Below are 12,628 nucleotides of genomic sequence, written 5' to 3'. Positions count from 1 at the left end.
GGACCGGGCCCTTTTCACAGGTGACCCGGCCGAATGTGCCGCTACGGCACAGCCGCTTCCGATCCCTTAAGTTGGAGCCCGGCGGGGCACGACAGGACGGAAGAAGTGGGTTTATGTCGGAGATGAACGCAGAGGGACGTACGAAGCTCAACCGGACGCCGCAGTGGCAGGCACTGGGCAAGCACCGGGAGGAGTTCGGGCAGACGCATCTGCGGGAGCTGTTCGAGGCCCATCCGGGCCGCGGCACCGGTTACACCCTGCGGGTCGGGGACCTGCACATCGACTACTCGAAGCACCTGGTCACCGACGAGACGCTGGAGCTGCTGCGCGAACTGGCGGCGGCCACGGGCGTGGCGGAGCTGCGCGAGGCGATGTTCCGCGGCGAGAAGATCAACACGACGGAGGACAGGGCGGTCCTGCACACCGCCCTGCGCGCGCCGGGGGACGCGGTCATCGAGGTGGACGGCGAGAACGTCGTCCCCGGCGTGCACGCCGTCCTCGACAAGATGGCCGCCTTCGCCGACCGCGTCAGGTCGGGGGAGTGGACCGGCTTCACCGGCGAGCGCATCACGAACGTCGTCAACATCGGCATCGGCGGCTCCGACCTGGGACCGGCGATGGCGTACGAGGCGCTGCGCGCCTTCACCGACCGCGGGCTGACCCTGCGCTTCGTCTCGAACGTGGACGGCGCGGACCTGCACGAGGCGCTGCGGGACCTGGACCCGGCCCGGACCCTCTTCATCATCGCGTCCAAGACCTTCACCACCATCGAGACCATCACCAACGCCGAATCGGCGCGCGCATGGCTGCTCGCCGGTCTCGGCGGCGACACGCAGGCCGTGGCACGGCACTTCGTGGCGCTGTCGACCAACGCCGAGAAGGTCACCGGATTCGGCATCGATCCGGCCAACATGTTCGAGTTCTGGGACTGGGTCGGCGGACGCTACTCCTTCGACTCGGCCATCGGGCTCTCCCTGATGATCGCGATCGGTCCGGACGCCTTCCGGGAGCTGCTGGGCGGCTTCCACGCGATGGACCGGCACTTCCGCACGGCGCCGCCGGAGGAGAACGCCCCGCTCCTGCTGGGCCTGTTGGGGATCTGGTACAGCGCCTTCTTCGACGCTCAGTCGCACGCCGTCCTCCCGTACAGCCACTACCTGTCGCGCTTCACGGCCTACTTGCAGCAGCTGGACATGGAGTCCAACGGCAAGTCCGTGGACCGCGACGGCGATCCGGTGGAGTGGCAGACGGGCCCGGTGGTGTGGGGCACGCCCGGCACCAACGGGCAGCACGCCTACTACCAGCTGATCCACCAGGGGACCCGGATGATCCCCGCGGACTTCATCGGCTTCGCCCGGCCGGTGGCCGAGCTGTCGCCGCCGCTGGCGGCCCAGCACGACCTGCTGATGGCGAACTTCTTCGCCCAGACGCAGGCGCTTGCCTTCGGCAAGACGGCGGACGAGGTGCGGGCGGAGGGCGTCCCGGAGCCGCTGGTCCCGCACAAGACCTTCCGGGGCAACCACCCGACGACCACGATCCTGGCCGGCGAGCTCACCCCGGCGGTGCTCGGCCAGCTGATCGCGCTGTACGAGCACAAGGTGTTCGTCCAGGGCGCGGTCTGGAACATCGACTCCTTCGACCAGTGGGGCGTGGAGCTCGGCAAGGTGCTCGCCAAGCGGATCGAGCCCGCCCTGGCGGAGGGCGCGGACGTACCGGGCCTGGACGCTTCGACGAAGGCCCTGGTGGCCACGTACCGCGAGCTGCGCGGCCGGGGCTGAGGCCGCAGTCGAGGCCGCCGGCTGAGGCCGTGGAACGGCAGGTATGACGAAGCGCCCCGCACCTTCCGGTGCGGGGCGCTTCGTCCCGGGTCAGGACGAGGCCGGCGGGTACATGTCCGACGGGAGCCGGGCCGCCGCGGCGCGGTCCAGGAGCCACAGGGTGCGGGCACGGCCGTAGGCTGCCGCGGCCGGGGCCTGGACCTCGCCCGCGCCGCCGAGGGCGATGGCCACCGCTCCGGCCTTGTCCTCGCCCGCCGCCAGCAGCCAGACCTCGCGCGCCGCCCGGATGGCCGGGAGCGTCAGCGAGATCCGGGTGGGCGGGGGCTTCGGGGCGCCGTGGACACCGACCACCGTGCGCTCGCTCTCGCGGGCCGCCGGGTGCTCGGGGAAGAGGGACGCCACATGGGTGTCAGGGCCGACGCCGAGCATGAGCACGTCGAAACGGGGGACCGGACCGTGGTCCTCCGGGTTGGCTGCCTTCAGCAGTTCCGCCGCGTACGCCGCGGCCGCCGCGTCCACGTCGGCCCCGTACGGGCCGTCCGAGGCGGGCATGGCGTGCACGCGCGCGGGGTCCACCGGGACGGAGTCCAGGAGGGCCGCGCGGGCCTGCACGTGGTTGCGCTCGGGGTCGTCGGCGGGGACGTACCGCTCGTCGCCCCACCACAGGTCCAGCCGGGACCAGTCCACCGCGTCGCGGGCCGGGGCGGCGGCGAGCGCCGCGAGGAGCCCGTTGCCGTTGCGGCCGCCGGTGAGGACCACGGAGGCGCTGCCGCGGGCGGCCTGGGCGTCGACGATCTTCGTGATGAGCCGGGCCGCCGCGGCCTGGGCCATCAGCTCCTTGTCCCGGTGGACGACGACCTGGGGAGTCGTCATACCCATTGGCTGCCGCCTTCTCGGTAGTGCGGGTGCGGGTGGTGCGGGGTGCCGCTGCGCGGGGCCTCCCCCACCCCGCCCCTTCCCGAAACCGGGCTCCGCCCGGACCCGGTCCTCAAACGCCGGACGGGCTGAAGAATTCAGCCCCACCGGCGTTTGAGGCGCGGGGTCTGGGGCGGAGCCCCAGGAGACGGCGAAAGGGTGGGTGGGGGAAAGCCCCGCAGGGCCCGGTTACTTGGGTGCGGCCTTCTTGTCCGGCTTCGGAGCCGGCGCGGGCTTCGCGGCCGGGGCTTCCGCCTCGGCCTTCGGCTTCGCCTTGGCGGGAGCCTCCACGGCCTCGGGGGCCTGTGCCGCCAGCTTCGCGACGCCGAACTTCAGCGCGGACTCGTACGTGTTGTCCGGGTCCAGCCGGCGCAGCTCCTCCGCCAGGAGCTCGGCCGTGTCGCGGCGCTTGAGCGCCACCGCACGGTCGGGCTGGCCCGGCATGCACAGCGTGGCCAGTGCCCCGTCCGCGCGGTCCAGGACGATCTCGCCCTCCTTGGTCTCCAGCCGTACGGCCGTGAGGCCCGGGCCGGAGGACAGGGTGCGCTTGACGGGGACCTGGAGCCGGTCCGCCAGCCACATGGCCAGCAGTTCGCAGCTCGGGTTCTCGTCCTCGCCCTCGACGATCGCGGAGCGGACGGAGACGGTCTGCTGGTCCAGGGCCGCCGCCAGCATGGAGCGCCACGGGGTGATCCGGGTCCAGGACAGGTCCGTGTCCCCGGGGGCGTACGCCGCGGCCCGCTTGCCGAGGGCCCCGACCGGTTCCTCGCAGGAGTACGTGTCCGTGATCCGGCGCTGGCCCAGCGCCCCCAGGGGGTCGCCCGCCAGGTCCGAGGGAGCACCGTCCGGCCACCAGACGACCACGGGGGCGTCCGGCAGGAGCAGCGGGAGCACCACCGACTGGGCGTGGTCGACCAGTTCGCCGTGCAGGCGGAGGACCACCGTCTCACCGCTGCCGGAGTCCGCCCCGACGCGGATCTCCGCGTCGAGACGGGCGTCGCGGCGGCTGCGCGGCGAGCGGCTGACCCGCTTGATGACGACGATGATCCGCGAGGGGTGCTCGTGGGACGCGTCGTTCGCCGACTTGAGCGCGTCGTACGCGTTCTCCTCGTCGGTCACGATCACCAGCGTGAGCACCATGCCGATGGCCGGCGTGCCGATGTCCCGGCGCGCCTGCACCATCGCCGCGTTGATCTTGCTGGAGGTGGTCTCCGTGAGGTCGATCTTCATGGCCGGCGCCAGCTCCGTCCGTCTCGTGCGAGCATCTCGTCCGCCTCGACCGGTCCCCAGGTGCCCGCCGGGTACTGCGCGGGCTTGCCGTGCTTGTCCCAGTACTCCTCGATCGGGTCGAGGATGTTCCAGGACAGCTCCACTTCCTGGTGGCGCGGGAAGAGGTTCGCGTCGCCGAGGAGCACGTCGAGGATGAGCCGCTCGTACGCCTCGGGGCTCGACTCCGTGAAGGACTCGCCGTAGGCGAAGTCCATCGTGACGTCCCGGACCTCCATGGAGGTGCCCGGAACCTTGGAGCCGAAGCGGACGGTCACGCCCTCGTCCGGCTGGACCCGGATGACCAGGGCGTTCTGCCCGAGCTCCTCGGTCGCGCCGGACTCGAACGGCAGGTACGGGGCCCGCTTGAAGACCACCGCGATCTCGGTCACCCGGCGGCCCAGGCGCTTGCCGGTCCGCAGGTAGAACGGGACGCCCGCCCAGCGGCGGTTGTTGATCTCCAGGCGGATGGCCGCGTAGGTGTCGGTCTTCGACTTGGGGTCGATACCGTCCTCTTCGAGGTACCCGACGACCTTCTCGCCGCCCTGCCAGGCCGCCGAGTACTGGCCGCGCACGGTGTGCTTGCCCAGGTCCTCGGGCAGCTCCACGGCGGTCAGCACCTTGAGCTTCTCGGCCACCAGCGCCTTCGGGTGGAAGGAGCCGGGCTCCTCCATCGCGGTGAGCGCGAGCAGCTGGAGCAGGTGGTTCTGGATGACGTCACGGGCCGCGCCGATGCCGTCGTAGTAGCCGGCCCGGCCGCCGATGCCGATGTCCTCGGCCATGGTGATCTGTACGTGGTCGACGTACGACCGGTTCCAGATCGGCTCGAACATGGTGTTGGCGAAGCGGAGCGCCAGGATGTTCTGGACGGTCTCCTTGCCGAGGTAGTGGTCGATCCGGAAGACCTCGTCACGGGGGAAGACCTCGTGGACGACCTTGTTGAGCTCCTCGGCGCTCTTCAGGTCGTGGCCGAAGGGCTTCTCGATGACGGCGCGCCGCCAGGAGCCCTCCTTCTGGGCCAGACCGTGGTCCTTGAGCTGCTGGACCACCTTGGGGAAGAACTTGGGCGGGACCGACAGGTAGAAGGCGAAGTTGCCGCCTGTGCCCTGTGCCTTGTCCAGCTCCTCGATGGTGGCCTTCAGGGTCTCGAAGGCCGCGTCGTCGTCGAAGTCGCCCTGGACGAACCGGCAGCCCTGCACCAGCTGCTGCCAGACCTCCTCGCGGAACGGCGTGCGCGAGTGCTGCTTGACGGCCTCGTACACCTCCGTCGCGAAGTCCTCGTGCTCCCACTCCCGGCGGGCGAAGCCGATCAGCGAGAAGCCCGGCGGGAGCAGGCCCCGGTTCGCCAGGTCGTAGACGGCGGGCATCAGCTTCTTGCGCGACAGGTCACCCGTAACGCCGAAAATGACCAGGCCGGACGGCCCCGCGATACGCGGGAGCCGCCGGTCCTGTGCGTCACGAAGCGGGTTCGCTCCGTTCACAGACAAAGTGTTCAGGCCTCCGTGGGGGCGAGGCGCTCAAGCTCCGCCTCGGTCGACTTCAGCAGGTCGTTCCAGGACGCCTCGAACTTCTCGACGCCCTCGTCCTCGAGCAGCTGCACCACATCGTCGTACGAAATGCCCAGCTTCGCGACCGCGTCGAGCTCGGCGCGCGCCTGCCCGTAGCTGCCGCGCACGGTGTCACCCGTGATCCGGCCGTGGTCGGCGGCGGCCTCCAGGGTGGCCTCCGGCATGGTGTTCACCGTGTTCGGGGCGACCAGGTCGTCCACGTACAGGGTGTCCTTGTACGCCGGGTCCTTGACGCCCGTCGAGGCCCACAGCGGACGCTGCTTGTTGGCGCCGACGCGCTCCAGGGCGGCCCAGCGGTCCGAGGAGAAGACCTCCTCGTACGCCTCGTAGGCCAGCCGGGCGTTGGCGAGCGCCGCCTTGCCCTTGAGGGCCTTGGCCTCGTCGGTGCCGACGGCGTCCAGGCGCTTGTCGATCTCGCTGTCCACGCGGGACACGAAGAAGGAGGCGACCGAGTGGATCAGCGAGAGGTCCAGGCCGGCGGCCTTGGCCTTCTCCAGACCCGCCAGGTACGCGTCCATGACCTCGCGGTAGCGCTCCAGCGAGAAGATCAGCGTGACGTTGACGCTGATGCCCTTGCCGATGACCTCGGTGATCGCCGGCAGGCCGGCCTTGGTCGCCGGGATCTTGATGAGCGTGTTCGGGCGGTCCACCAGCCAGGCCAGCTGCTTGGCCTCGGCGATGGTCGCCGGGGTGTTGTGGGCCAGGCGCGGGTCGACCTCGATCGACACGCGGCCGTCCTGGCCGTCGGTGCGGTCGTAGACCGGGCGCAGGATGTCGGCGGCGTCGCGGACGTCCGCCGTCGTGATCATGCGCAGGGCCTCTTCCACGGTCACCTTGCGGGTCGCGAGGTCGGTGAGCTGCTGCTCGTACCCCTCGCCGCCGCTGATGGCCTTCTGGAAGATCGCCGGGTTGGTGGTGACACCGACCACGTGCGACTGGTCGATGAGCTCCGCCAGGTTGCCGGACGTGATGCGCTTGCGGGACAGGTCGTCCAGCCAGATCGCCACGCCCTCGTCGGAGAGGCGCTTGAGTGCGTCTGTCATGGGAATTGCATCTCCTACTGGTGTAGTACCCGCGTCAGCGCGCGGCGGCGAGGGACTCGTGGGCGGCGGCTGCGACACGCTCGGGGGTGAAGCCGAACTCGCGGAACAGCACCTTCGCGTCGGCCGAGGCACCGAAGTGCTCCAGCGAGACGATCCGGCCCGCGTCGCCGACGTAGCGGTGCCAGGTCAGGCCGATGCCCGCCTCGACCGCGACGCGTGCCTTGACGGAGGGCGGCAGGACGCTGTCCTTGTACGCCTGGTCCTGCTCCTCGAACCACTCGACGGACGGCATCGAGACCACGCGGGTCGGGATGCCCTCGGCCTGGAGCTGCTCGCGGGCCTCGACGGCCAGGTGCACCTCGGAGCCGGTGCCGATGAGGACGACCTGCGGCTCGCCGCCTTCCGCCTCGAACATCACGTAACCGCCCTTGGCGGCGTCCTCGTTGCGCTCGTAGGTCGGCACGCCCTGGCGGGTGAGCGCCAGGCCGTGCGGGGCGCCCTTGCCGAACACCTTGGTGTGGCGCTTGAGGATCTCGCGCCAGGCGATGGCGGTCTCGTTCGCGTCGGCCGGGCGGACCAGGTTCAGGCCCGGGATGGCGCGCAGCGAGGCGAGGTGCTCGACGGGCTGGTGGGTCGGGCCGTCCTCACCGAGACCGACGGAGTCGTGCGTCCACACGTAGGTGACCGGCACGTGCATCAGCGCGGACAGGCGGACGGCGTTGCGCATGTAGTCGGAGAACACCAGGAAGGTGCCGCCGTAGATGCGGGTGTGGCCGTGCAGGGCGATGCCGTTCATGGCCGCGGCCATGGCGTGCTCGCGGATGCCGAAGTGGATGGTGCGGCCGTACGGGTCGGCCTCCGGCAGCGGGTTGCCCACCGGAAGGAACGAGGATTCCTTGTCGATGGTGGTGTTGTTGGAGCCGGCCAGGTCGGCCGAGCCGCCCCACAGCTCCGGGATGACCGCGCCGAGGGCGCCGAGCACCTTGCCGGAGGCGGCGCGGGTGGCGACGCCCTTGCCGGCCTCGAAGACGGGGAGCTCGTCCTCCCAGCCCGCGGGCAGCTCGTTGGCGTTGATGCGGTCGAACTCGGCCGCGCGCTCCGGGTTGGCGGTGCGCCAGGCGGAGAAGTCCTTCTCCCAGGCGGCCTTGGCCTCGCGGCCGCGGTCCAGCGCCTTGCGGGTGTGCGCGATGACCTCGTCGGAGACCTCGAAGGTCTGCTCCGGGTCGAAGCCGAGGACGCGCTTGGTGGCCGCGACCTCGTCGTCGCCGAGCGCCGAGCCGTGCGCGGCCTCGGTGTTCTGGGCGTGCGGGGCGGGCCAGGCGATGATCGAGCGGGCCGCGATGAACGACGGCTTGCTGGTCTCGGCCTTGGCGGCCTGGAGGGCCTCGAACAGCGCCTTCGGGTCGAGGTCGCCGTTCTCCTGCTGCTCGACGCGCTGGACGTGCCAGCCGTACGCCTCGTAGCGCTTGAGGGTGTCCTCGGAGACGGCCGTCTCCGTGTCGCCCTCGATGGAGATGTGGTTGTCGTCCCACAGCAGGACGAGGTTGCCCAGCTTCTGGTGGCCGGCCAGGGCGGACGCCTCGTGCGAGATGCCCTCCTGGAGGCAGCCGTCGCCCGCGATCGCGTAGATCATGTGGTCGAACGGGGAGGAGCCCTGCGGGGCCTCGGGGTCGAACAGACCGCGCTCGTAGCGGGCGGCCATGGCCATGCCCACCGCGTTGGCGATGCCCTGGCCCAGCGGGCCGGTGGTGGTCTCGACGCCGGCCGTGTGGCCGTACTCCGGGTGACCGGGGGTCTTGGAGCCCCAGGTGCGGAACGCCTTGAGGTCGTCCAGCTCCAGCCCGAACCCGCCGAGGTACAGCTGGGTGTAAAGGGTGAGGGACGAGTGCCCAGCGGAGAGCACGAAGCGGTCGCGGCCGACCCACTCGGGGTCCGCCGGGTCGTGCCGCATCACCTTCTGGAAGAGGGTGTAGGCGGCGGGGGCCAGGCTCATCGCCGTACCGGGGTGGCCGTTTCCGACCTTCTGGACCGCGTCAGCGGCCAGGATGCGGGCGGTGTCGACGGCCCGCTGGTCCAGTTCGGTCCACTCGAGCTCTGTGGTGGTCGGCTTGGTGCTCACCGTTGGTCAGGGCTCCTCTCCACATGTCTGTTCCCGGTGACGAACGGTGCACCGGCTGCGATTCCGAGCCTACCCCCGCCAGGGCGTGCAGCTATTCGAGTGTCCACAGTCCGTCACTGCGTCGGCAGCCCGTGTTCACCTGCCTGCCGGGGGGACGGAAGGCGGCCTCCTGTGCGCTCGTCCACCCTTTGTCCGTGGTCGGCCGGCGGTCCGCGCGCGGTCCGATCGGCCCAACACGAAGCGACCCCCGCGCGGGGCCACGTAAGTGCAACGTCTACAGTGGCGTGGTACGCGCAAGCCTTTACCGGGCCTTCATGGTGTGAAGGGTCCGAGTCGGAGCTTGCTGGATTCTCTCTCAGGGGTGCGTGTGACGGCCGTCGAATCCCGTCCAGCGGGGGTGCTCGGGACGAGCCCCGTTCACCGGCCGTTCGGGGCCCGGGTCATGGCTTTCGTGGCTTTGACCAAGCCGCGGATCATCGAACTTCTGCTGATCACCACAGTGCCGGTGATGTTCCTCGCCGAGCAGGGTGTTCCGTCGATGTGGCTGGTCCTCGCGACCTGCTTCGGCGGCTACCTGTCCGCGGGCGGTGCCAACGCGCTCAACATGTACATCGACCGCGACATCGACGCGCTGATGGACCGGACCGCGCAGCGCCCCCTGGTGACCGGCATGGTCAGCCCGCGTGAATGCCTGGCCTTCGGCATCACGCTCGGGGTGGTCTCCACCCTGTTCTTCGGTCTGCTCGTCAACTGGCTGTCGGCCGCCCTCGCGCTCGGCGCGCTCCTCTTCTACGTCGTGGTCTACACGATGCTGCTCAAGCGCCGCACCGCCCAGAACATCGTCTGGGGCGGCATCGCGGGCTGCATGCCGGTGCTCATCGGCTGGTCGGCCGTCAAGAACGAGGTCTCCTGGGCCGCGGTCATCCTGTTCCTCGTCATCTTCTTCTGGACGCCGCCGCATTACTGGCCGCTGTCGATGAAGGTGAAGGAGGACTACGCGCGCGTCGGCGTGCCGATGCTCCCGGTCGTCGCCGGGAACAGGGTCGTGGCGCGCCAGATCGTCCTCTACAGCTGGGTGATGGTGGCGGTCTCGCTGCTGCTGACCCCGCTGGGGTACACCGGCTGGTTCTACACCTCGGTCGCCCTGCTGGCCGGCGGCTGGTGGCTGTGGGAGGCGCACGCGCTGCACGCGCGGGCCAAGGCGGGCGTGACGGGCGGGAAGCTCAAGGAGATGCGGCTGTTCCACTGGTCGATCACCTATGTGTCGCTGCTCTTCGTGGCTGTGGCCGTGGATCCCTTCCTCCGCTGATTACTCGCCGGTAGCATGCCGTCCATGGCAGAGACCGCGGGCACCGCAGACACCACAGACAAGAAGCACGGCCGTACGGCCGCGAAGCTGGCCAAGCAGATCGGCTCGTTCGCCAAGCAGCACGGCGGCGCCGACGGCCACCTCGCCCACATCGGCCAGGCCGGCACCCGGATCGTCCTCGTAGGCACCGACGGCGCCTGGGGCGACCTGGTGGCCCCGACCTACGCGGTGGCCGAGCTGGCCGCCGAGAAGGCCGGGCTCACCCTCCACGAGGAGTTCGACGGAGAGGTGGCCGCACGGGTGCGCACCGGACCGTACGAGTGGACGCGCATGGCGGGCATCCAGCTGGGCGGCCCCGCCAACCCGGCCGCCTGATCCACCGGACACCCGGCAGGGCCCGGCTCGCGGTGCCCTCTCGGTCAACAGCGCGAGCAACACCTCACACCCCGCTCACCCGTTAGGACGTGTGGAAGCCCCTTCCTCACGTCCGCAACGGGATGCCCGGATGATCGAAACGCCGCCCCTGGTGGACCAGTACTGCCACGGAGTGCTCCGTACCGAGCTGGGTCTCGGCACCTTCGAGACCCAGCTGGTCCACTCGGCGGGCCCGCCCGCCGCGGGCACGACCTTCTTCGACACGCAGACCGGCTTCGCGGTGCGCCGCTGGTGCCCGCCGCTGCTCGGGCTGGAGCCGCACTGCGCCCCCGCCCGCTACCTGGCCCGGCGGCGCGAGCTGGGCGTGGCCGAGACCGCGCGCCGCCTGCTGCGGGGCTCCCGGGTCGCCGCCTACATGGTCGACACCGGGGCGCCGGGGGACCTCACCGGGCCCAAGGACATGGCGCTGGCCGGGGACGCCGAGGCCTTCGAGGTCGTGCGGCTGGAGTTACTGGCCGAGCAGGTCGCGGACACCTCCGGAACCGTGGCCGCCTTCCTCGCCAATCTCTCCGGCGCGGTCCACGACGCCGCCGCCGGAGCCGCGGCCTTCACCTGCGGGACCGGCCCGGGGTACGCCGCCAGCCTGGCCCTCGCGCCCGAACCGCCCGGTCCCGGCGAGGTGCGGGGGGCGGCCGGGCGGTGGCTGGCCCGCAGGCCCCGCGGCGGAGCCGTACGGGACCCCGTACTGCTGCGGCACCTGCTGTGGAGCGCGGCGGTGTCCGGGCGGCCGCTCCAGCTGCACACGGGCCCGGGGGATCCTGGCCTGCGGTCCGGCCGGGCCGATCCGGCGCTGCTGGCGGACTTCCTGCGGGCCACCGCCGGCCTGGGCACGCAGGTGGTGCTGCTCGGCGGCTACCCGTACCACCGGCACGCGGCGCGGCTGGCGGCGGTCTTCCCGCACGTCCACGCCGACGTGGGCGCGGCCCTCGGGCAGAGCGGGGCCGGGGCCGCGGCGGTCCTCGCCGAGCTGCTGGAGCTGGCGCCGTTCGGGAAGCTGCTGTTCTCCAGCGGCGGCGGGCGGCTGCCCGAACTGCACGCGGTGGGCGCCCTGGTCTTCCGCGAGGCGCTCGGCAAGGTGCTGAGCGGATGGGTCGCGGACGGGGCCTGGTCCTGGCGGGACGCGGACCGGGTGGCGGCCATGCTCGCGGCGGGCAACGCCCGCCGCGTCTACCGGCTGGACGAGGCAGGGTGAGCCCCGCCGGTCAGACCGAGGCGAGCCGGGGATCGGCCTGGGCCGGGACCTCCGCCTGGGCCGAGGGCCGCTCGCGCAGGCTCAGCGCGAGCCGGAGCACCGCGATCCACACCAGGCACGAGCCGAGCATGTGGGCGCCGACCAGGACCTCCGGCAGCTCGGTGAAGAACTGTACGTAGCCGACGGCGCCCTGGGCGAGCAGCACGATCAGCAGGTCGCGGGCGCGGGCCCGGGTGTCGGCGGGGGCGTCGACCACGCGCAGCACCAGCCACATGGCGACGGCGAGCGCACACACCAGCCAGGCGGCGGCGGCGTGCGCGTGGGCGGTGGTCTGCCAGTCGAACGGCATCCGCTTGATCTCGCTGCTGTCGCCCGCGTGCGGCCCGGAGCCGGTGACGACCGTGCCCGCCGCGATCAGTACGAAGGTCGCCGCGAGCATCGCCCAGGAGAGCTTGCGCACCGGACCGGGCACCCGCGGCCGGGGGGCGGTGTCGCCCTCGGCGGTGCGCTGCCAGGTGACGGTGGTCACGGTGATCAGTGCGGTGGCGAGCAGGAAGTGCCCCGCCACGCTGTACGGGTTGAGGCCCGTGACGACCGTGATGCCGCCGAGCACGGCGTTGGCCATGACGATGACGAACTGGGTCCAGCCGAGCTTCGTCAGGACGGTGCGCCAGGGCTTGGCCGAGCGGGCCGCCAGGATGACCCAGCCGACGGCCGCGCAGAGCACGTACGTCAGCATCCGGTTGCCGAACTCGATCGCTCCGTGGAAGCCCTGGGCCGGCGTCGCGATCAGGCTGTCGTCGGTGCACTTGGGCCAGGTGTCGCAGCCGAGACCGGATCCGGTCAGCCGCACCGCGCCGCCGGTGACGACGATGGCCACGCTCATGAACAGCGCGGCGAGCGCGGCGCGCCGGACGGTCCGGGGTGACGGAGTCCAGCGAGCGGCGAGGTAAGTGAAGGGGTTAAACACGGCTCCTATCGTAGGCGGAGCCTTGTGCAAAGT

Annotated in this window: 10 protein-coding genes; 4 read left to right on the top strand and 6 right to left on the bottom strand. The window is 71.3% G+C overall.

From position 1 onward, the window contains the following. Positions 1-122 precede the first annotated feature (122 nt). Positions 123-1,778 carry a glucose-6-phosphate isomerase gene (gene pgi / locus AB0D94_RS13015; RefSeq protein WP_362050352.1) on the top strand — a complete coding sequence of 552 codons (1,656 nt, stop codon included), beginning with the start codon at positions 123-125 and terminating at the stop codon, positions 1,776-1,778. 90 nt (positions 1,779-1,868) lie between these two features. Here the strand turns inward: pgi and pgl are convergent, their stop codons facing one another. The 5 genes from pgl to tkt all read right to left on the bottom strand — a co-directional run bounded on the left by pgl (position 1,869) and on the right by tkt (position 8,689). Continuing rightward, positions 1,869-2,651: a 6-phosphogluconolactonase gene (gene pgl / locus AB0D94_RS13010; protein WP_362050148.1), complete on the bottom strand. Its 783-nt coding sequence runs from the start codon at positions 2,649-2,651 to the stop codon at positions 1,869-1,871. A 231-nt stretch (positions 2,652-2,882) separates the two neighbouring features. Next, positions 2,883-3,923 carry a glucose-6-phosphate dehydrogenase assembly protein OpcA gene (gene opcA, locus AB0D94_RS13005; RefSeq protein WP_362050145.1) on the bottom strand — a complete coding sequence of 347 codons (1,041 nt, stop codon included), beginning with the start codon at positions 3,921-3,923 and terminating at the stop codon, positions 2,883-2,885. Continuing rightward, on the bottom strand, positions 3,920-5,440 hold the full coding sequence (zwf, locus tag AB0D94_RS13000) for a glucose-6-phosphate dehydrogenase (RefSeq protein ID WP_362050142.1): 1,521 nt from the start codon (positions 5,438-5,440) through the stop codon (positions 3,920-3,922). The genes opcA and zwf overlap by 4 nt, the downstream gene beginning before the upstream one ends. Positions 5,441-5,451: 11 nt before the next feature. Beyond that, on the bottom strand, positions 5,452-6,570 hold the full coding sequence (tal, locus tag AB0D94_RS12995) for a transaldolase (RefSeq protein WP_362050139.1): 1,119 nt from the start codon (positions 6,568-6,570) through the stop codon (positions 5,452-5,454). Positions 6,571-6,604: 34 nt separating this feature from the next. Continuing rightward, a complete protein-coding gene (tkt, locus tag AB0D94_RS12990) occupies positions 6,605-8,689 on the bottom strand; it encodes a transketolase (protein WP_362050136.1) in 2,085 nt (694 codons plus the stop codon). A 361-nt stretch (positions 8,690-9,050) separates the two neighbouring features. On the opposite strand from tkt, the gene AB0D94_RS12985 reads away from it, so the two are divergent. The 3 genes from AB0D94_RS12985 to AB0D94_RS12975 all read left to right on the top strand — a co-directional run bounded on the left by AB0D94_RS12985 (position 9,051) and on the right by AB0D94_RS12975 (position 11,625). Continuing rightward, complete coding sequence (locus AB0D94_RS12985; RefSeq protein ID WP_362050133.1) at positions 9,051-9,998, top strand: heme o synthase; 948 nt, start codon at positions 9,051-9,053, stop codon at positions 9,996-9,998. Positions 9,999-10,022: 24 nt separating this feature from the next. After that, positions 10,023-10,373, top strand: coding sequence for a hypothetical protein (locus AB0D94_RS12980; protein ID WP_362050130.1), 351 nt, complete (start codon positions 10,023-10,025; stop codon positions 10,371-10,373). A 130-nt stretch (positions 10,374-10,503) separates the two neighbouring features. Continuing rightward, positions 10,504-11,625: an amidohydrolase family protein gene (locus tag AB0D94_RS12975; protein WP_362050127.1), complete on the top strand. Its 1,122-nt coding sequence runs from the start codon at positions 10,504-10,506 to the stop codon at positions 11,623-11,625. 10 nt (positions 11,626-11,635) lie between these two features. On the opposite strand, the gene AB0D94_RS12970 is transcribed toward AB0D94_RS12975, so the two are convergent. Continuing rightward, on the bottom strand, positions 11,636-12,625 hold the full coding sequence (locus tag AB0D94_RS12970; protein ID WP_362050124.1) for a COX15/CtaA family protein: 990 nt from the start codon (positions 12,623-12,625) through the stop codon (positions 11,636-11,638). Between the last annotated feature and the right edge of the window lie 3 nt (positions 12,626-12,628).

The sequence above is a fragment of the Streptomyces sp. NPDC048255 genome (assembly GCF_040652415.1).
Taxonomy (GTDB): Bacteria; Actinomycetota; Actinomycetes; order Streptomycetales; family Streptomycetaceae; genus Streptomyces.
The sequence above is the reverse complement of the archived record's forward strand: the minus strand, read 5'-3'. Positions and strand labels throughout refer to the sequence as shown.